General features: G+C 57.1%; 16 protein-coding genes. All 16 read left to right on the plus strand.

All coding sequences use genetic code 11. The annotated features are described in order from the left end of the window. Positions 1-163 precede the first annotated feature (163 nt). The 16 genes from ACUN9X_RS11800 to nuoN all read left to right on the plus strand — a co-directional run bounded on the left by ACUN9X_RS11800 (position 164) and on the right by nuoN (position 19,702). Positions 164-1,171, plus strand: coding sequence for a TAXI family TRAP transporter solute-binding subunit (locus ACUN9X_RS11800; RefSeq protein WP_445473237.1), 1,008 nt, complete (start codon positions 164-166; stop codon positions 1,169-1,171). Positions 1,172-1,257: 86 nt separating this feature from the next. Beyond that, complete coding sequence (locus tag ACUN9X_RS11805) at positions 1,258-3,426, plus strand: TRAP transporter permease (RefSeq protein WP_445473238.1); 2,169 nt, start codon at positions 1,258-1,260, stop codon at positions 3,424-3,426. A gap of 34 nt (positions 3,427-3,460) precedes the next feature. After that, positions 3,461-4,207 (plus strand): sulfite exporter TauE/SafE family protein, encoded by a 747-nt coding sequence (locus ACUN9X_RS11810; protein WP_445473239.1) that lies wholly within the window; start codon positions 3,461-3,463, stop codon positions 4,205-4,207. Positions 4,208-4,499: 292 nt separating this feature from the next. Then, positions 4,500-4,913: an NADH-quinone oxidoreductase subunit A gene (locus tag ACUN9X_RS11815; protein WP_260037925.1), complete on the plus strand. Its 414-nt coding sequence runs from the start codon at positions 4,500-4,502 to the stop codon at positions 4,911-4,913. Between the two features lie 71 nt (positions 4,914-4,984). Continuing rightward, complete coding sequence (locus ACUN9X_RS11820; RefSeq protein ID WP_260037924.1) at positions 4,985-5,665, plus strand: NuoB/complex I 20 kDa subunit family protein; 681 nt, start codon at positions 4,985-4,987, stop codon at positions 5,663-5,665. 67 nt (positions 5,666-5,732) lie between these two features. Further along, entirely contained in the window at positions 5,733-7,517 is a 1,785-nt protein-coding gene (nuoC, locus tag ACUN9X_RS11825; RefSeq protein WP_445473240.1) for an NADH-quinone oxidoreductase subunit C/D, read from the plus strand. Between the two features lie 51 nt (positions 7,518-7,568). Further along, positions 7,569-8,099 (plus strand): NADH-quinone oxidoreductase subunit NuoE, encoded by a 531-nt coding sequence (gene nuoE / locus ACUN9X_RS11830; protein ID WP_445473241.1) that lies wholly within the window; start codon positions 7,569-7,571, stop codon positions 8,097-8,099. Continuing rightward, positions 8,096-9,475, plus strand: a complete 1,380-nt coding sequence (gene nuoF, locus ACUN9X_RS11835; protein WP_445473242.1) for an NADH-quinone oxidoreductase subunit NuoF — start codon at positions 8,096-8,098, stop codon at positions 9,473-9,475. Before nuoE ends, nuoF begins: the two co-directional genes overlap by 4 nt. Positions 9,476-9,514: 39 nt before the next feature. Beyond that, positions 9,515-12,289: an NADH-quinone oxidoreductase subunit NuoG gene (gene nuoG, locus ACUN9X_RS11840; protein ID WP_445473243.1), complete on the plus strand. Its 2,775-nt coding sequence runs from the start codon at positions 9,515-9,517 to the stop codon at positions 12,287-12,289. After that, positions 12,289-13,269 (plus strand): NADH-quinone oxidoreductase subunit NuoH, encoded by a 981-nt coding sequence (gene nuoH, locus ACUN9X_RS11845; RefSeq protein ID WP_445473468.1) that lies wholly within the window; start codon positions 12,289-12,291, stop codon positions 13,267-13,269. The genes nuoG and nuoH overlap by 1 nt, the downstream gene beginning before the upstream one ends. A 23-nt stretch (positions 13,270-13,292) precedes the next feature. Continuing rightward, positions 13,293-13,832, plus strand: a complete 540-nt coding sequence (nuoI, locus tag ACUN9X_RS11850; protein ID WP_260037919.1) for an NADH-quinone oxidoreductase subunit NuoI — start codon at positions 13,293-13,295, stop codon at positions 13,830-13,832. Positions 13,833-13,900: 68 nt separating this feature from the next. Continuing rightward, positions 13,901-14,428, plus strand: a complete 528-nt coding sequence (nuoJ, locus tag ACUN9X_RS11855) for an NADH-quinone oxidoreductase subunit J (protein ID WP_260037917.1) — start codon at positions 13,901-13,903, stop codon at positions 14,426-14,428. Next, a complete protein-coding gene (gene nuoK / locus ACUN9X_RS11860) occupies positions 14,425-14,733 on the plus strand; it encodes an NADH-quinone oxidoreductase subunit NuoK (RefSeq protein WP_260037916.1) in 309 nt (102 codons plus the stop codon). Before nuoJ ends, nuoK begins: the two co-directional genes overlap by 4 nt. A gap of 14 nt (positions 14,734-14,747) precedes the next feature. Next, complete coding sequence (gene nuoL / locus ACUN9X_RS11865) at positions 14,748-16,604, plus strand: NADH-quinone oxidoreductase subunit L (RefSeq protein ID WP_445473244.1); 1,857 nt, start codon at positions 14,748-14,750, stop codon at positions 16,602-16,604. A 93-nt stretch (positions 16,605-16,697) separates the two neighbouring features. Continuing rightward, positions 16,698-18,257 (plus strand): NADH-quinone oxidoreductase subunit M, encoded by a 1,560-nt coding sequence (gene nuoM / locus ACUN9X_RS11870; protein ID WP_445473245.1) that lies wholly within the window; start codon positions 16,698-16,700, stop codon positions 18,255-18,257. Next, positions 18,254-19,702 carry an NADH-quinone oxidoreductase subunit NuoN gene (nuoN, locus tag ACUN9X_RS11875; protein WP_445473469.1) on the plus strand — a complete coding sequence of 483 codons (1,449 nt, stop codon included), beginning with the start codon at positions 18,254-18,256 and terminating at the stop codon, positions 19,700-19,702. Before nuoM ends, nuoN begins: the two co-directional genes overlap by 4 nt. Positions 19,703-19,715 lie beyond the last annotated feature (13 nt).

Consider the following 19,715-nt stretch of genomic DNA (forward strand, 5'->3'; position numbering starts at 1 on the left):
AAAAGCCGGCTTCCGTAAGGTATGCCGGCTTTTTTGTGGCCGATTATCCACCAATGTCGTAGACGCACACCGTGGCGCCTGCGGGTAATGACAGCTATCTTGGAAGAGATAAGCAAGGTCCGATAATACGTTCACAACAATGACAAATGGAGTGGGGAAGATCATGGGGAAGTCCGGATTTATTCGATCTGCAGTCGGTGTGGCTGCTGCAATTGCGCTGAGCGTCACAGGCACCGTTCAGGCTGAAGGCAAGTACGTGATGGGAACGGCTACCACCGGCGGAACCTATTATCCGGTAGGCGTCGCACTCTCAACCCTGATCAAGGTCCGCCTCGAGCCCACCAGTAACATTTCGGTATCGGCCATCAGTTCTGCGGGTTCCGGCGAGAACCTCAAACTGATGGACGAGGACCAGATCCAGTTCGGCATCCTGCAGGGTTTGTATGGCGCCTGGGCGTGGAAGGGCACGGGGCCGGTCCCCAAGGCATACAAAAATCTCCGCTCTGTTTCAATGCTGTGGCAAAACGTCGAACATTTCGTCGTGCGCAAGTCGTTGGCTAAAACCGGCAACATGAGCGATATGGCGAACTTTTACGGCAAGAGCTTCTCCATTGGTGCCCGCAACTCCGGTACAGAAGGCTCGGGCCGGTTTATTCTCGACAAGCTTGGCGTCGATATGGAAAAGATGGACATGGCCTATCTGGGCTATGGACCTAGCGCAGATTCAATGCAGAACAGCAACATTGACGGTATGAATATCCCTGCCGGTGTGCCCGCGTCGGCAGTAACCCGGGCTTATGCCAACATGGCCAAGGACATCACGACGCTGAATGTCACCGAAGAGGAACTCGCCAAGATCAACAGCGAATTCGAACTCTGGACACCTTACGATATCCCGGCCGAAACCTATCCCGGCCAGACTGACGTGATCCACACGATTGCTCAGCCGAACATTCTGGCAGTGCGGGAGGATGTCTCGGAAGATGACGTCTACCAGATCACCAAAACAATCTACGAGAACCTGCCGTTCCTCAACAACATTCACCCGGCAACCAAAGCAATGGCACTGGAAAAGGCGATTGCAGGTCTGCCGATGCCACTGCACCCGGGCGCCGCGAAATTTTACCGCGAGCAGGGGCTGGATATTCCGGATCGCCTGATTGCAAAGTAGCGGCAAATCTCAGTCTGCGTTATGCCGATAACGCTTTTCGGGGCCGGGTTTACCGGCCTTTATTGTTTTGTTGACCGAGGTTTGTTGTGAGTAAGCCAGAAAACGAATCGATTGAGCCTGATACCCAGGCCGCGCTTGCGAAAGTCCGGGATGAAACGGCTGCTGAATCCGTTGAGCGCCTTGAGCATCCGATTATCGGGCGGGGCATTTTTTGCCTGGCCATCGTCATTGCGATAAGCCATCTCTACTTCAATACACTTTCAACCCTTTCTGAACTCTGGACCTCGGCTCTGCACTTTGGTCTGTTTGGCTTGCTTTGCACCTTGACCATGCCGTTATACAACGCCCGAACGGCTGCAGGTCGCCGTCTGGTGCTAACCCTCGATATGCTGATGGGGCTGGCTGCATTGGGCTGTGCGGTATACCTGATCGCGTTTGAAGATGCGCTTTATGCCAGGGGCGTTACCTTTAATACCGCTGACTGGGTCGTCTCGATTGTCGCAGTGTTGCTGATTCTTGAGTTCGCGCGACGCACAACCGGCTGGTTTATCCCGGTGCTTTGTATGATCGCACTGAGCTACGTGGCCTGGTGGGGGCAGTATGTCGACGGACTCTTTAACTTTCCTGGCTTGAGCTGGGAAACCGTACTCTATCGATCCTACATCGGCGGGCAGGGGATGCTGGGGCCGATAGCCCGCATATCCTGGACGTACGTTTTCATGTTTATTCTGTTCGGCGCCTTTCTGGTGAAGTCGGGAGCCGGTGATTTTATTGTTGATCTGGCCCGTTGCGCCGCCGGCCGATTCATTGGTGGTCCGGGATTTGTGGCGGTATTTGCCTCCGGCTTGATGGGGTCGGTTTCCGGTTCCAGTGTAGCCAATACGGTATCGACCGGCGTGATTACCATCCCGCTGATGCGCAAGGCCGGTTTCCCGGCCCGCTTTGCGGCTGGTGTTGAAGCCGCCGCCTCGACCGGCGGACAGTTAATGCCGCCGGTTATGGGTGCAGGCGCGTTTATCATGGCGTCCTATACTCAGGTGTCCTACGTCACCATTATCGGCTTGGCTGCGCTGCCTGCGCTGCTTTATTTCCTGTCGGTGGCCATGTTTGTTCGCATTGAGGCCAAGCGCAGCTATGCGGTGGAGCTGGATGACGGCGATACACCGAAGCTGAAAGATGTCCTCAAAGGCGGTTGGCATTATCTGCTACCGCTTGTCGTTCTTGTGGCGGCGCTGATTTACGGGTTCACGCCAACTTATGCCGCCGGTATCGCCATCCTTTCGGTGATTGTCGCGTCCTGGCTGTCCCGCAAGCCTATGACCTTCCGGGACATCGTCGAGGCACTGGTGACGGGCACGCGAAACATTATGACCACGGCGATTCTGTTGATTACTGTGGGCCTGATTGTCAGCGTGGTGTCGACAACCGGCATAGGGAATACCTTTTCTTTGATGATTACCAACTGGGCCGGTGGCAGTCTCATGATCACGCTGGTCTTGGTGGCGCTGGCATCACTGATTCTGGGGATGGGGCTGCCGGTAACGGCGGCTTACATCGTGCTGGCAACGCTATCAGCACCGGCGATTTACAATCTGATTGCCCAGAGCCAACTGCTGGATCTGATTGCCAGCGGCAATCTGCCCGAGCAGGCAAAAGCGATTTTCATGATTGCCACCCCCGACAAGTTTGAACTGTTGAACGCGCCAATGGATATGGCCACCGCCCAGCAAATGCTGGCTGCGGTGCCCGATAGTTTCAGTTCCCAGCTACTGGATCAGGCTCTTTCACCTGGCGTCTTGTCGATGACACTGGTGTCGGCACATATGATTATTTTCTGGCTGTCACAAGACTCCAACGTGACTCCTCCTGTTTGCCTCACGGCTTTTGCGGCGGCTGCGATCGCGGGCACACCGCAAATGCGTACCGGTTTTACCGCTTGGAAAATTGCCAAGGGCCTGTACATCGTGCCGTTACTGTTCGCCTATTCGCCCCTGATTACGGGGGATTTTCCCGAGATGTTACGGGTCTTTTTCTTCGGGTTGTTTGGCATGTACGCCATCATTGTAGGCCTTGAAGGCTTTATGGAGCATCGCCTCAATGTTGTCATGCGATTGCTCATGTTTCCGTTGGGGGCGCTAATGCTATGGCCTCACGGCACCTTGTGGCTCGATATGGCCGGTCTGGTTGTGTTTCTGGCCGTCCTGGTCTGGAGCAGCCGTCAGGGTAGGGCGGCAGGCCCCGCTGCGTTGGCATAATGGCGGGCACTGAATCGCAGGGAGCGTGTGTCAGATGAGCTTTTTGGATATCGCAGCGCTGGTGGCGGTGGGAGGCGTTGCCGGATTTATCAACGTGCTGTCGGCAGGCGGTTCGATGCTGACGCTCCCCATGTTGATGTTTCTGGGGCTGCCTCCGCAAATCGCCAATGGCACCAATCGTGTCGCCGTTACCTTGCAAAGCGTGACCGCGGTGGGCGGCTTTTTCCGAAGTGGACACGGCAATCTGGCCATCAGTTTACGGCTTGCGGTACCGGCGATTATTGGCGCGCTACTGGGCGCCTGGATCGCCACCTGGATTTCCAGTGCTATCTTCGAATTCGTGTTGGTCGTCGCGATGATTGGCGCCTCCGTATTTATGCTGTTGCCCCAGCCCAAACTGGATACCCGACCGCTGACAGCGAAAAGGCTGGGCCCCGCCATTTATTTCGGCATGTTCCTGATCGGATTGTATGGCGGCTTTATCCAGGTAGGCGTGGGTGCGCTGTTTATCGTGGTGCTGTACCGAATGCTCAAAATTGACCTGCGTCAGGTCAATGTTTTGAAAGTCGCTATCGTCCTGCTTTATACCTTACCTGCACTCGCCATTTTTGCGTTTAACGACCAGGTGCGCTGGGGAATGGGGCTGTTGCTCGCTGCCGGCAATATTACCGGTGCCTTGCTGGCCGTTCGGGTCAATATGAGTGCCCGTGGCGCGCAATGGGTCAAATGGCTGACGCTGGTCATGGTGGGCGCCATTCTTGTGCGCTTGATTGCGTACTGATCACCGCATTTGTTGACATAGGTGATGTGTCAGGGAAACCGGAATCAGGCGAGGTTGTCCGAAAGAGACTACGCTTGAACACAGACTGCCGGTGACGCTTCCCGGCGCTACCCTCTGCGTTCCAGTGGCCGTGTTTTTTACTGTTTGATTGAGCCAAACAGCTGATTTTGTCCTATATAAAATCAGTATGCGTTATACAGCGAAGGTCGTATTTGTCATTTTTGACTGATAGGCTTTTTTTAATCATGCGTATTTCCGGGGCCAAGCGGTCGCCGGCTTACCGGTGGAGATTATGGAGCAGAATGCTACTGCGATAATCGCCGAACACTGGGCAATCGGTGTCTTTATCGTTGCCGTGATTGCCCTTTGTGCCTTTATGATCGGGGTGTCCAGCCTGTTGGGCGGCCGCAGTCAGGGGCGTAGCAAATCCCTTCCTTTTGAGTCCGGCATCGTGGGCGCCGGCAGCGCGCGTCAGCGCTTCTCCGTTAAATTCTACATGGTCGCGATGCTATTCGTGATCTTCGATATCGAAGCCGTATTTCTTTTTGCCTGGTCCGTGTCCGTCAAGGAAGTGGGTTGGGCAGGGTTCTGGGGTGCCGCCATTTTCATCTTTATCCTGCTTGCCGGGCTTGTATATGACAGCAGGGTAGGTGCACTGGAGTGGGCGCCAAAATCCAGAAATCCCGCCAGAAAATCCGGAAGCTGACCCAGCTGCAATCAACGGTAGGGTCAACCGTGTTGATCGTTTGTTGAGCAATCGTCCAAGGGAGAGCATGCATGTCCTACACCCTGACCCGAGCGGATGACGCGATGGCCGGAGGCGATGATCGCTATCCTCTGGGTGACCGGCGGCAAGTGGATGACCCTGTTACCCAGCAGCTTGAGCGCAATGTTTTTACCGGCAAGCTGGAAGAGGTGCTTCACAACGCCGTGAACTGGGGGCGGAAGAATTCGCTCTGGCCCTACAATTTCGGGCTTTCCTGCTGCTATGTGGAGATGACCACGGCATTCACATCGCCTCACGATGTCGCCCGTTTCGGGGCAGAGGTGATCCGGGCCTCCCCGCGGCAGGCTGATTTTATGGTTATCGCCGGTACCTGCTTCATCAAGATGGCACCGGTCATTCAGCAACTCTATGACCAGATGCTGGAGCCCAAATGGGTGATTTCGATGGGATCCTGCGCTAACTCCGGTGGTATGTACGATATTTATTCCGTGGTGCAGGGCGTAGACAAGTTCCTTCCGGTGGATGTGTATATTCCCGGGTGCCCGCCGAGGCCTGAAGCCTTTCTGCAGGGGCTCCAGCTTTTGCAGGATTCGATTCAGGAAGAGCGTCGGCCGCTGTCCTGGGTGGTCGGCGATCAGGGCGTTTATCGCGCGGAAATGCCATCACAGCGAGAGAAGAAACGGGAAAGCCGCATTCAGGTAACCGAATTGCGCACGCCTGACAGCTTGTAGTTTGTTTTAGTTGCGCAGTGCCAATCGACGTTTGATCTGACACACATCCCTCTGACGAGGCTTGCGAATGAGTGTTGTAACCCCGGCTCACGGGACATCGAACAACGAATCTGTCGCTGATCCGGTGCTTGACGCTATCCGGCAGCAGTGGGGTGGGTCTGTTGTTTGCGAACAGCAAACGCTGACCGGCTTACCTGTTATCTGGGTATCACGCGACAGCCTTGTGGATGTGCTCGGCTTTTTACGCCAGATGCCCCAGCCGTTTTCCCTGCTTTATGACCTGTCGGCCATTGATGAGCGTATGCGCAGCCATCGCCATGGTTTGCCGGCGTCCGACTTTACTGTGTTCTATCACCTGCTTTCCGTTGATCGTAACCGCGACATCATGCTCAAGGTTGCGCTGCAGAATGATGACCTTTCGTTGCCGAGCTGCGTTTCTGTGTTTGCCAGTGCCAACTGGTACGAACGGGAAGTGTGGGACATGTTCGGTATCCACTTTAGCGGCCACCCCCGGTTGACTCGTATCTTGATGCCGCCCACCTGGACCGGCCACCCGCTGCGAAAGGATTACCCGGCCCGGGCGACAGAATTCGATCCCTATTCGATGACGGTCGCGGGTCAGGAAACGGAGCAACAGGCGCTGAAATTTGACCCGGAAGCCTGGGGCATGAAACGCGAACGCAATGGCAGCGAATTCATGTTCCTCAATCTCGGCCCTAACCACCCGTCGGCCCACGGCGCGTTCCGGATCGTGCTGCAGCTTGATGGTGAAGAGGTAGTCGATTGCGTGCCCGATATCGGCTATCACCACCGGGGCGCCGAGAAGATGGCGGAGCGCCAGTCGTGGCATAGCTTTATTCCCTATACCGATCGCATCGATTACACCGGCGGCGTGATGAACAACCTGCCCTACGTGTTGGCGGTCGAAAAGCTGGCGGGCATTACCGTGCCATCGCGGGTTGAAACTATCCGGGTGATGATGGCGGAGCTGTTCCGCATTAACAGTCACCTGCTGTTTCTGGGCACTTATCTGCAGGATCTGGGCGCCATGAGCCCGGTGTTCTTTGCGTTCAGTGACCGGCAGCGGGCCTATGAAGTGATTGAGGGTATTACCGGGTTCCGCATGCACCCGGCGTGGTATCGCATCGGCGGCGTGATGCAGGATCTGCCGACGGGGTGGGAAAAGCTGATGCAGGGCTTTCTGGACTGGATGCCAGCGCGCCTGCGCGAGTATGAGCGGGCGATGATGGATAACGCCATCATGCGTGAACGCACCAAACATATCGTCGCCTATAACACCGAAGAGGCGCTGGAGTGGGGCGTGACCGGCCCGAACTTGCGTGCCACCGGCTGTGATTTTGATCTGCGCAAGAAACGGCCTTACTCCGGTTACCAGAACTTCGACTTTGAAGTGCCGTTGGGGAGCAACGGTGATGTGTTTGATCGTGGCCAGATACGCATTGATGAGATGCGCCAAAGCTTGCGCATCATCCAACAGTGTGTCGATCACATGCCGTCTGGCGACTACAAGGCGGACCACCCGCTGACAACGCCACCACCGCGGGAGCGGATGCTGCAGCATATCGAAACCCTGATTACCCACTTCCTGCAGGTGTCCTGGGGGCCGGTGCTGAAGCCCAATGAATCACTGCAGATGATCGAAGCCACCAAAGGCATCAACAGTTATTACCTGACCAGTGACGGCAACACCATGAGTTATCGCACCCGGATTCGTACGCCGAGCTTTCCACACCTGCAACAGATTCCATCTCTGATGAAGGGTGGCTTTGTGCCGGATTTGATTGCCCACCTGGGCAGTATCGATTTTGTTATGGCTGACGTGGACCGCTGATGGCGCTGCCAACTCTGGTGATCCCGGTGACTTTGTCGACTACGGATGAAGATGATGACGATTGAAACGGCAACTTCCGATAGCAGCAGGCCCATCGCGACTGATAGGGACGGTTTCGAACTGCACCCGGATGATCGCGCGGAAATCGAACACGAGCGTGGGCATTACGAACAACCCCAGGCGGCCTGTATCGAGGCGTTGAAAATTGTCCAGCGCCGGCATGGCTGGGTTCCTGACGGGGCAATTCCAGCTATCGCGGAGGTACTTGGCATAGGGCCGGCCAGCGTTGAAGGCGTGGCGACCTTTTATAGCCTGATATTCCGTCAACCGGTCGGGCGGCACGTGATTCTGATCTGCGACAGCAGCTCCTGCTTTCTGACCGGCTACGAGGCGCTGAAAGATGCGATAGCCGACGCCCTTGATATCGGATATGGCGAAACGACGGCGGATAACCGGTTCACCTTGCTACCGGTTTGTTGTCTGGGCGCCTGTGATCGGGGGCCGGCGCTGATGATTGATGACGATACCTACGGCCCGGTGATGCCGGAGGATGTGAGTCGATTGCTGGAGGTGTACACATGAGCGACAACGCAGCCCATATCGACAACCTTCGTTATCGGTGTCAGCTGCACCAGTCCGATGCTGAGCGCAATGAAGAGACTCATCCGTTGACCTGGCGGCTGCGGGATGACAATACGCTGGTAGCGCTCGATGACTATGTCGGCAAAGACGGTTACACAGCGGTTGCCAATACCCTGAAGGGAATGTCACCAGCGGATGTCATCGCGCAAATGAAAAAGGCCAACGTGCGTGGCCGGGGCGGTGCAGGCTTCTCTGCTGGCGTGAAGTGGGGCCTGACTCTGCAGGGTGACGCCTTGCCCCGTGGTTACATCGTCTGCAATGCCGATGAGATGGAGCCGGGCACATTCAAGGACCGGTTGTTGCTGGAGCAGCTACCACACTTGCTGATTGAAGGCATGATTCTGGCGGCCTACGCCAATAACGCGAAGATGGGCTATATCTTCCTTCGTGGCGAGTACAGGGAAGCTGCCAGGGCGATCACCATTGCCCTTGGAGAAGCCCGCGAAGCGGGGTGGCTCGGCGACAATATCGCGGGCAGCGGCTTCGACTTCGATGTGGTGTTGCATACCGGTGCAGGACGCTACATTTGCGGTGAGGAAACCGCGCTAATTAATTCGCTCGAAGGCCAGAGGGCCAATCCCCGTGCGAAGCCGCCATTTCCGGGGCAGTCCGGTGCCTGGGGCAAGCCGACGGTAGTCAACAACGTCGAGACCCTGTGCAATGTGCCGGCGGTCATGCGACACGGGGCTGAATGGTACCAGTCGTTGTCGGGTGGGCTGAGTGATGATGGCGGTACCAAGCTTTATGGCGTATCGGGACGGGTTAATCGGCCAGGCCTGTGGGAGTTACCCATCGGCACGTCCGGTGCGGAATTGCTGGATCGGGCAGGTGGTATCCGCGATGGCCGCGCGCTGAAAACCTGGTTACCCGGTGGTGGGAGCACCGGTTTTTTATTGCCGGAGCATCTCGAGCTGGCGCTGGATTTTGACACGATCGGCAAGCAGGGCAGTCGGCTGGGTACGGGGCTGCTGGCTGTCGTCACGGACGAACAGAGTGTGGTGTCGCTGGTCCGTAACCTGGAAATGTTCTTCGCCCGGGAATCGTGTGGCTGGTGTACCCCCTGTCGCGATGGCTTGCCTTGGACCGTCAAACTGCTTCAGGCGTTGGAGCGGGGTGAGGGCAGGCAAAGTGACATCGCTATGCTGGGTAAGCTCGCCGGTGATCTCGGACCCGGTAAAACGTTTTGTGCCCACGCACCGGGAGCTGCCATGCCATTGGAAAGCGCGCTGCGTTACTTCAGGAGTGAGTTTGAGCAGGGCGTAAGTCAGTCTTCGAGACATGCTGCTGCCGAACCGTTACCGGCAGGTGGCGCATGAATCGGGTGACTACAACACCGTGGGGAGGCCGATAGCGAAATGGCAACGATTCATGTCGATGGCAAGTCCTATGAGGTAGATGGCGGGCATAACCTGCTGCAGGCCTGCCTGTCTCTCGGACTTGATGTGCCGTACTTCTGCTGGCATCCGGCGATGGGCAGTGTGGGAGCCTGCCGGCAGTGCGCGGTAAAGCAGTACAAGGATGAGGACGACACCAAAGGGGCATTGGTGATGTCCTGCATGGCGCCGGCGTCCGACAACACGCGCATTTCGATTGAAGACGAAGAGGCCCGTGAGTTTCGGGCCAGTGTTGTCGAATGGCTGATGATCAATCACCCCCACGATTGTCCTGTCTGCGAGGAAGGCGGGCATTGCCACCTGCAGGATATGACGGTGATGACCGCCCATGATCGCCGGCGCTACCGCTTCAATAAACGCACCCATCGCAATCAGAACCTTGGGCCGTTTATCGCCCATGAAATGAATCGCTGCATCACCTGTTATCGCTGTGTCCGCTTCTATAACGATTACGCCGGCGGAACAGATCTGGGTGCATTTGGTGCCAACGATAATGTGTACTTTGGCCGTTATCAGGAAGGTACTCTGGAAAGCGAATTTTCGGGCAACCTGACAGAAGTCTGTCCGACTGGTGTATTCACGGATCAGACGCACAGTGATCGATACACCCGAAAGTGGGATCTGCAGTTTGCACCGAGCATTTGCCACCAGTGTGCAGCCGGCTGCAATATCAGCCCCGGTGAGCGGTATGGACAAATCCGGCGTATCGAGAATCGTTATAACGGTGACGTGAACCGGTATTTCCTCTGCGACCGGGGCCGGTTTGGTTATGGCTACGTCAATCGTGACGACCGACCGCGACACCCTCAATGGCGCACCGTAGCAGAAGACAACGCGGTTGCCCTGTCGGTCGATGCGGCTCTGGATCGGGGCAGCCATATCCTGCGCGAGGCAAAACGCGTGATCGGCATCGGCTCGCCCCGGGCCAGTCTTGAAAGCAATTACCAGTTACGGCATTTGGTGGGGGCTGAAAATTTCTCAACCGGTATAGCGACGCGTGAACTGGCCGGCCTGGAGCAAATGGCGGAGCTGAGTCGCACCAGCGGATTACCGACCCCCAGCCTGCGGGATGTTGAAGATCACGATGCGGTGTTTGTGCTGGGCGAGGACTTGATCCAGAGCGCCGCCCGGATTGGGCTGGCGGTGCGCCAGGCCGTGCTGGGCCGGCGTGAAGAGCTGGCCGGTGAGCGTGGCATACCGGAATGGAATGCCGCCGCAATCAAAACCCTGGGGCAGGACAGTTGTCATCCGTTGTATGTGGCTTACCCCACTCAGACCGGGCTCGACAATATTGCACAACCTTGCCCCGCCTTAGCCCCACAGGACATTTCCCGCCTGGGCTTTGCTGTTGCCCATATTATTGACGGCGCAGCACCGGCAGTGGAAGGTTTGGCCGACCCGCTCCGGGATGCTGCTCAAGAAATTGCGGCCTCGCTGCTGGCCGCGAAGCGGCCTTTGATCATCAGTGGTGGCTCACTCGATTCGGCCGACATACTGGCGGCAGCGGGCAACGTTGCCCGGGCGCTGGCAAGGCGTGCGTGTGCCGGTGGACTGATGCTTATTCGCCGGGAGGCCAACAGCACGGGCTTGCCCATGCTGGGTGGCCAGTCTCTGGAATGGGCGCTGGACACTCTGAGTGACGGGCAGGCAGACGCCGTTGTCATACTCGAAAACGATCTCTATCAGCGTCTGCCTCCTTCCCGGATTGATCCTGCGCTGGCCAGAACTGATGCCATTGTCGTGATTGACCACCAGCAAACCCGCACCATGGAGAAAGCCCACCTGTCGTTGCCTGCTGCGAGTTTCGCGGAGAGTGATGGCACGCTGGTCAGTCTCGAGGGGCGGGCGCAGCGTTTCTTCCAGGTTTATGACCCTCGCTATATCCGGCCGGACACCAATATTCACGAAAGCTGGCGCTGGCTGCACGCGCTCGGCTCGGGAATGCGTCGTGAGGAACCTACAGATATTAATCTGGACGCTGTAATCCAGAGTCTTACGCAGCGTCACCCGCAACTTGCCGGGGTTCTGGATGCTGCCGAGAATGCTGATTACCGCGTAAATGGCGTCAAACTGGCACGGGAGCCACATCGGTACAGCGGGCGTACATCGATGCGGGCCAACCTGAACGTGAACGAACCCCGCACACCCCAGGATTCCGATACGCCGTTTACGTTCTCAATGGAAGGCTACAACGGCTTTGACCGGCCGCGCAAAGATGTCGCGTTCGCCTGGGCACCGGGATGGAATTCGCCCCAGGCATGGAACAAGTTTACCGATGAGGTGGGGGGGCACTTGCGGGCGGGTGACCCCGGCGTGCGCCTGTTGCACCCGCAACCGGGCGCCTATGACTATGCGGCGAATGTTCCAGCGGCATATGCTCCAACGGACAATCGCTGGCAGCTGTTGGTGTTGCCCCGCTTGTTTGGTGGTGAAGAAACGTCGTCCCGTGCAGCGCCAATCCTTGAGCGCGCGGAGCCTGCACACATACGGTTGTCAGCCTCCGACGCCGCTACGCTGGGCTTTGTCGACGGTGATCCCGTTTCCGTGATAACCGGCGACAGTCGACTGACTCTGCCGCTGCAGATCGATACAAGGCTCTCTGCCGGGCTGGTAGCTGTGCCGGCAGGGGAGCTGCCGCCATCGCTGTTTGGTGCCTGGTGTGAGTTGTCACGGGGGGACGCTGCTTACGCAAACTCTCAACCTCAACTCGATAACGGCGGGGAGGCGCGACCATGATGGGCTGGCTGACACCAGAGGTGATAGACGTGCTCATTGCTGTCGGCCAGGCAGTGGTCATTCTGCTCGGAGGTGTTTTGCTCGGCGCCGTAATGACGGTGGTGGAGCGGCGCCTGCTCGGGTTGTGGCAAGACCGCTACGGCCCCAACCGGGTCGGCCCCTTTGGTTCGCTTCAGCTCGTCGCCGACATGATCAAGATCTTTTTCAAAGAGGATTGGATTCCGCCATTTGCTGATCGCAAGTTGTTTGTTCTGGCGCCGGCTATCGCCATGGCGTCATTGCTGCTGTCATTTATGGTGATTCCCATTACGCCGGGCTGGGGTGTGGCGGACCTGAACATTGGTTTGCTGTTTTTCTTCGCTATGGCCGGTATCAACGTTTACGCGGTTTTATTCGGCGGTTGGTCCAGTGGCAACAAGTATGCGCTGATCGGCGCCATGCGTGCATCGGCCCAGACGCTGTCCTACGAAGTTTTTATGGGACTGTCGCTGATGGGCGTGGTGGCCATGGCGGGCTCATTTAACATGCGTGAGATCGTCGCCGCTCAGGAAGGCCTGTGGTTCATTGTGCCCCAGTTTTTTGGCTTCTGTACCTTCCTGATCGCGGGGATTGCGGTCACCCATCGCCATCCGTTTGATCAACCAGAAGCCGAGCAGGAACTGGCCGATGGTTATCATGTTGAATATTCCAGCATGAAGTTCGGCATGTTCTTTATTGGTGAGTATGTCGGCATGGTGCTGGTCTCGGCGCTGATTGTGACCTTGTTCTTTGGCGGCTGGCACGGCCCCTGGTTACCGCCGTTTATCTGGTTTGCACTGAAGACAGGCGCTTTCCTGTGTCTTTTCATTCTGCTGCGGGCCTCGTTACCCCGGCCTCGTTATGACCGGGTGATGAGTTTCGGCTGGAAAATCTGCCTGCCGCTGACATTGATCAACCTGCTGGCCACGGGCGCCTTTATTTTGCTGACGTCGGCCAGTTAAGCCGGTAAAGGAGGAGTTCACGAATGCTCAAATGGCTGTTCACAGGCACCTGGTCCCAGTTGCGTTCAGTGGCCATTATTTTTATGCACTCGTTTCGCAAGCGGGAAACGCTGAATTACCCGGAGGAGCCGGTAAAACTGCCGCCCCGGTACCGGGGGCGTATCGTTCTGACCCGGGACCCGGACGGAGAAGAGCGCTGCGTCGCCTGTAATCTCTGCGCCGTTGCCTGCCCGGTGGACTGCATTTCACTGCAAAAAGGCGAAAAGGATGATGGCCGCTGGTATCCGGAGTTTTTCCGCATCAACTTTTCCCGTTGCATATTCTGTGGCATGTGCGAGGAAGCCTGTCCGACATCGGCCATCCAGCTGACGCCGGACTTTGAATTGGGCGAGTACAAGCGACAGGAACTGGTGTACGAAAAAGAAGACCTGCTGATCAACGGACCTGGCAAAGACCATGATTATCACTTCTACAAAGTTGCGGGTTTGGCCATTGCAGGTAAAGACAAAGGCAAGGCTCAGAACGAGGACGAGCCGATCAATGTGACCAGTTTGCTGCCGTGATGGGGCATTACAGTTAGCACTAATCGGGCAAGAATCGGCCAGCAATTGAACAAAAACGGGACAGCACGATGGAACTCGCTTTTTACCTCAGTGGATTAGTGGCAGTACTGGCTACTCTGGGCGTGGTAACCGGTACCAATGCTGTGCATGCGTTGCTGTATCTGATCGTTTCGCTGATTGCGGTGGCGATCGTGTTTTTCGCATTGGGCGCGCCATTCGCCGGGGCGTTGGAAATTATTGTGTACGCGGGCGCCATCATGGTGCTGTTTGTGTTCGTGGTGATGATTCTGAACCTGGGACAGGGGGCTGCAGAGCAGGAGCGGATCTGGCTCAAAGCTCAAACCTGGGTCGGCCCGTCGATTCTGGCGGCCGTCCTGTTAGGCGTGTTGGTGATCACCCTTTGGCGCGGCAATACCGGTCTTGTGATAGAGGGCGAAACCCTGACCGCCAAAGCGGTGGGCGCCACCTTGTTCGGCCCCTGGATCATAGTGGTCGAGCTGGCGGCAATGCTGTTGCTAGCGGCCTTGGTCACGGCGTCTCATGTCGGGCGCTTGCCATCGGCGACCTCAGGTGAGCATTCAGGAGGCGATCAATGAACGGCATTCCGATGGAACACGGCTTGATCCTGGCTGCGATCCTTTTTGCCATTGGACTGGCAGGCCTGATGTTCCGGCGCAATATGGTGTTTGTGCTCATGAGTCTTGAAATCATGCTTAATTCGGCAGGGCTGGCGTTTATTGTGGCGGGCACCGCTTGGGAGCAGCCTGAAGGGCAGGCGATGTTTTTGCTGGTGATCACTCTGGCGGCGGCCGAGGCCAGTGTCGGGCTGGCACTGCTGATTCAGCTTTATCAGCGGTTTCGCACACTGGACACTGATGCGGTCAGCGGGATGCGAGGATGATGATGGGAGTGTCGATGTCATATCTGCCGCTGACGTTTTTGCTGCCGTTGCTGGGCACTTTCATTCTGGCGCTTTCCCGTGGCCACATGAGCGAGCGGGGCAGTGTCTGGGTCGGTGTCTCCAGTGTCGGTTTGGCGGCACTTGTAACGGCATTCATCACAATCCAGTTCATGAGTGGTGATCAGAGCGCGCAAACCCTCACGCTGTGGACCTGGATTTCAGTCGGCAATTTCACGCCCACTATAGGTCTGGCATTGGACGGTTTGTCGATCACCATGCTGGGGATTATCACTGGCGTCGGCTTTCTGATCCATCTGTTCGCTGCCTGGTACATGCGCGGTGAAGAGGGCATTACCCGGTTTTTCGCTTACATGAACCTGTTTGTGTTCAGCATGGTATTGCTGGTGCTGGGCGATAACCTGATGCTGCTGTTTCTCGGCTGGGAAGGTGTGGGCATCTGCAGTTACCTGTTGATCGGGTATTACTACAGGGACTCCGCCAATGGTGCTGCAGCGTTCAAGGCCTTCCTGATTACCCGCATCGGCGACGTCTTTCTGGCGATCGGACTGTTTCTGATATTTGCCGAGTTGGGCACGCTCAACATCGCCGCGATTCTGGAGCAGGCGCCGGCACACTGGGCAACCGGCGATTCCTTGGTACGCTGGGCCGCCTTGATGTTTCTGGGGGGTGCACTGGGTAAATCGGCGCAGTTGCCGCTTCATACCTGGCTGGCGGACGCGATGGCAGGCCCCACACCCGTTTCGGCATTAATCCACGCCGCGACGATGGTTACCGCCGGTGTCTATCTGATTGCCCGCATGCATGGGATTTTCGATTTGGCGCCCGATGTGCTGCACCTCGTCGGTGTGATTGGTGCGGCTACGCTGTTGATGGCCGGTTTCGCGGCACTGGCCCAGACCGATATCAAGCGGATCCTCGCTTATTCCACCATGAGCCAGATTGGCTATATGTTTCTGGCGTTGGGGGTCGGTGCCTACGATTCCGCCATTTTCCATCTGATGACCCACGCCTTCTTCAAGGCATTGCTGTTCCTGTCTGCCGGGGCTGTGATCGTGAGCTGCCACCATGAGCAGGATATGCGCAAGCTGGGCGGACTCTGGCGGCGATTGCCGTTGGCGTATATGGGCTTTATTGTCGGTGGCGCAGCATTGTCTGCGCTCCCGCTGGTTACCGCCGGGTTCTACAGCAAGGATGACATCCTCTGGCAATCATTGGCTGCCGATCAGAAGGGCTTGCTGCTGGCCGGATTGGTGGGTGCCTTGTTGACGTCGCTGTATACCGTGCGGCTGATCATCGGCACCTTCCATGGCGAAATGAAAAGCGATCACGCCCGCAATGCCGAACCGGGTCGTGGGCTTCAGCATGGCCTGCCTCTGATTCTGCTGGCGGTACTCTCGACCTTTATCGGCGCCATGATTCACCCGCCACTTTCCGGCGTGCTGCCTGCAAGTCCCGGAGAATCAACTGAAGCGGGGCATACCGCACTTGAGTTGATTGCAGCCGGCACGGCTATCGCCGGTATCGCACTGGCTGCATGGCTGTTTCTGCGCAAGCGCGAGGCGCTCGCGCGCCTGGTATCCAGTGGGCCTGGAGCGTCGTTATGGACACTCTGGAACCAGGCCTGGGGCTTTGACCTGTTGTTCGACCGTTTGCTGGTGCGGCCGTTCCGGATACTGGTATTTATTCTGCGGCGGGACATTATCGATGCCCTGTTCGGGTTGGTAGCCAGTATTACCAAAGGGCTTAACGCTGGATTGACGCGAACCCAGACCGGCCGAGTGCGTACTTACGCCACGTCTATGGTGCTCGGGGCTGCGGTGGTCCTGATTTTTCTGGCATTCGGGCAATAACGGCGGATTAACAATGGCTCAGATATTCATCATGGCTGATCACGGGGAAACGATGACGATACTGCTGACCGCTGACAAGAGGAGCCCAGCCGTATGATTCTGCTCTGGCTGGTCCTGGTGCCGTTCATTGGCGGCTTGCTGTGCTGGCAGGCCGATCGTTGGGGTGAAAAAGCGCCACGCTGGATCGCACTGATTACCATGATGCTGGTGCTGATCATGACGCTGGTGCTATGGCTGCAGGGGGATTACCAGCTGCCAGCGATGAATGCCGGCGCTGATTCCATTCGCTGGGCGATGGAATGGAAAGTGCCGTGGATCCCACGGTTCGGAATTGATGTGCATCTGGCGCTGGATGGCCTGTCACTTGTCCTGATTGCGCTTACAGGCTTTCTCGGGATGCTGGCGGTGCTGTGTTCATGGAAAGAGATCGACGACCGGATCGGCTTCTTTCATCTCAACCTTCTGTTTATTCTGGGTGGCGTTGTCGGGGTGTTTCTGGCAATCGATCTGTTCCTGTTTTTCTTCTTCTGGGAAATGATGTTGGTGCCCATGTACTTTCTGATTGCGCTGTGGGGGCACAGTGGATCGGAGGGCAAAACCCGCATAAGGGCCGCCATCAAGTTCTTCATCTACACTCAGGCCAGCGGTTTGCTCATGCTGGTGGCGATCCTCGCACTGGTATTCGCCCATCATGCCAATACAGGCGAATATTCGTTCAGCTACGCTGACCTGTTGCAGACACCACTGTCGGAAAACATGGCGATGGTGCTGATGCTGGGCTTCTTTATCGCGTTTGCTGTAAAGCTGCCGGTTGTTCCGCTGCATGGCTGGCTACCGGATGCACACGCCCAGGCACCGACTGCAGGCAGTGTCGATCTTGCCGGCATTCTCCTGAAAACCGCTGCATACGGAATGCTGCGGTTTGCTTTGCCTTTGTTCCCCGAGGCATCCCAGACTTTTGCACCCATCGCGATGACGTTGGGTCTGGTTGGCGTCTTCTACGGTGCTGTTCTCGCCTGTGGTCAGCGAGATATCAAGCGTCTGATTGCCTACACCAGTATTTCCCACATGGGATTTGTGCTGATTGGTATCTATTCCGGTTCAGAGCTCGCTTTGCAGGGGGTTGTGGTGCTTATGGTCGCGCATGCGTTCTCCGCTGCAGGTCTGTTCATTATGAGCGGCCAGCTATTCGAGCGTCTCAATACGCGTGACCTGCAGGAAATGGGCGGGCTCTGGGGCCGTATGGGCAGTCTGCCCGGGTTCTCCCTGTGTTTTGTGGCGGCCTCTCTGGGGATGCCCGGTACCGCGAATTTCGTCGGCGAATTCATGGTGCTGTTCGGCACCTTCCCGACGGCACCCGTGGTCGTGATCATTGGTGCCTGCGGTATGGTGTTCGCGGCGATTTATTCGCTCATTCTGATGCAGCGCGTGTATTTCGGGCCGTCCCTTAACGACCAGAAGTTTGAAGGGCTGGATGGGCGCGAGTTCACCATGTTGCTGGGGATTTTCGCACTGGTCGTGCTGTTCGGGCTTTATCCCCAGCCGTTGCTGGATACCACGAGTGCAGTGATGGGGGAAGTGCAGGGACTGTTCCAGAGCTCGCTTCCTGCTGGCTCTGTGCCAATGAGTAGCTTGGCCGGAGGAGGGCAATAATGCTGACAAGCGCGCACATGATGGCATTGACGCCCGTCATTCTGGTTTGTGCCACCGCAGTCACCGTGATGCTGGGCATTGCCTGGCGTCGGCAGCACGCGGCCACAGCATTGGTGTCGATACTTGGTTTGAATCTGGCTCTGGTGTCACTGTATCTGGTGTACAGCGCAGGCGATGTGTCGACGCCGCTGTTGGTATTTGATCGCTTGAGCATGCTGGGTATGGTGCTCGTGTTGGCGTCAACACTGGCTTGCCTGACCATGAGCCACGCTTACTTGGAAGGCTACCCGGGCCGGAAAGAGGAGTTCTACCTCCTGATGCTTTGCGCGGCAGCGGGCGGCATGGTGCTGGTCGCCAGCCAGCATCTCGCGACGCTGTTTTTCGGGTTGGAACTACTGTCAATGCCGTTATACGGCATGCTGGCCTATACCTATCGCGACAAGCGTTCGCTCGAGTCGGGTATCAAGTACCTTGTGTTGTCAGCAGCAGCCACGGCCTTTTTGCTGTTCGGTATGGCGCTGTTGTACTCCCAGTCGGGGCGTCTGGACATTGCCGGGTTGCTTGCAGGGCTCGAAAGCAGCGGTGGTGGAGCCTGGGCGCTGGCGGGTGCCGGCCTCATGCTGGTGGGGCTGGGCTTCAAACTGTCGATTGTACCCTTCCACCTGTGGACGCCTGATGTTTATCAGGGTGGCCCTGGGCCTGCGGCGACGTTTCTGGCGACGGCCAGCAAGGCAGCGGTTTTCATCGTCCTGCTGCGGATCGTGATGGTGGCTCCGGCTTTTCATGTGGAATGGCTGCACACCGTGCTCGGTGGCCTGGCGCTGCTGACAATGATTGTGGGCAACCTGTTGGCGTTGATTCAGACGAATCTCAAGCGGCTGCTCGGCTATTCATCTATTGCCCATTTCGGGTATCTCCTGGTTGCTTTGGTCGTGGCAGATGGGCTTGCTGTTGAAACAGCCGGCATCTACCTGATCACCTATCTGATGACAACGCTCGGTGCGTTTGGCGTGGTGACGCTGCTTTCCAGCCCGTATAGCGGTGAAGATGCATCGGCACTTCACTATTATCGTGGGCTGTTCTGGCGTCGCCCGTATCTTGCCGCGGTATTGACGGTCTGTTTGCTGTCTCTCGCAGGGATCCCCTTTACGGCAGGCTTTATAGGCAAGTTCTATATTGTCGCTCTGGGAGTCGAGGCCGGGCGCTGGTGGCTGGTCGGAGGTATCATCGCGGGCAGCGTGATTGGGCTTTACTATTACTTGCGGGTGATGGTGACGCTTTATCTGGTTGAGCCGGGGATGCGTGGTCGCGACGCGCCGGACAATTGGGGAATGAAGGCCGGTGGTGTGGTTGTGTTGGGTCTGGCGCTGCTGGTGATTGCGTTTGGCGTATATCCAACACCGGTCATCGACTGGATGTCGGTACTCACGTCGCCCGTGCATTAATAGCGCGACGAAC

Source organism: Marinobacter sp. V032 (assembly GCF_052645435.1).

Excerpts from the sequence above, each read along its gene's own strand:
- nuoF (WP_445473242.1), top strand. The coding sequence starts at position 8,096 with ATGAGCGACAACGCAGCCCATATCGACAACCTTCGTTATCGGTGTCAG.
- nuoJ (WP_260037917.1), top strand. The coding sequence starts at position 13,901 with ATGGAACTCGCTTTTTACCTCAGTGGATTAGTGGCAGTACTGGCTACT.
- ACUN9X_RS11820 (WP_260037924.1), top strand. The coding sequence starts at position 4,985 with ATGTCCTACACCCTGACCCGAGCGGATGACGCGATGGCCGGAGGCGAT.
- nuoK (WP_260037916.1), top strand. The coding sequence starts at position 14,425 with ATGAACGGCATTCCGATGGAACACGGCTTGATCCTGGCTGCGATCCTT.
- nuoI (WP_260037919.1), top strand. The coding sequence starts at position 13,293 with ATGCTCAAATGGCTGTTCACAGGCACCTGGTCCCAGTTGCGTTCAGTG.
- nuoG (WP_445473243.1), top strand. The coding sequence starts at position 9,515 with ATGGCAACGATTCATGTCGATGGCAAGTCCTATGAGGTAGATGGCGGG.
- nuoC (WP_445473240.1), top strand. The coding sequence starts at position 5,733 with ATGAGTGTTGTAACCCCGGCTCACGGGACATCGAACAACGAATCTGTC.
- ACUN9X_RS11815 (WP_260037925.1), top strand. The coding sequence starts at position 4,500 with ATGGAGCAGAATGCTACTGCGATAATCGCCGAACACTGGGCAATCGGT.
- nuoM (WP_445473245.1), top strand. The coding sequence starts at position 16,698 with ATGATTCTGCTCTGGCTGGTCCTGGTGCCGTTCATTGGCGGCTTGCTG.
- nuoL (WP_445473244.1), top strand. The coding sequence starts at position 14,748 with ATGTCATATCTGCCGCTGACGTTTTTGCTGCCGTTGCTGGGCACTTTC.
- nuoH (WP_445473468.1), top strand. The coding sequence starts at position 12,289 with ATGGGCTGGCTGACACCAGAGGTGATAGACGTGCTCATTGCTGTCGGC.
- ACUN9X_RS11800 (WP_445473237.1), top strand. The coding sequence starts at position 164 with ATGGGGAAGTCCGGATTTATTCGATCTGCAGTCGGTGTGGCTGCTGCA.
- nuoE (WP_445473241.1), top strand. The coding sequence starts at position 7,569 with ATGATGACGATTGAAACGGCAACTTCCGATAGCAGCAGGCCCATCGCG.
- ACUN9X_RS11810 (WP_445473239.1), top strand. The coding sequence starts at position 3,461 with ATGAGCTTTTTGGATATCGCAGCGCTGGTGGCGGTGGGAGGCGTTGCC.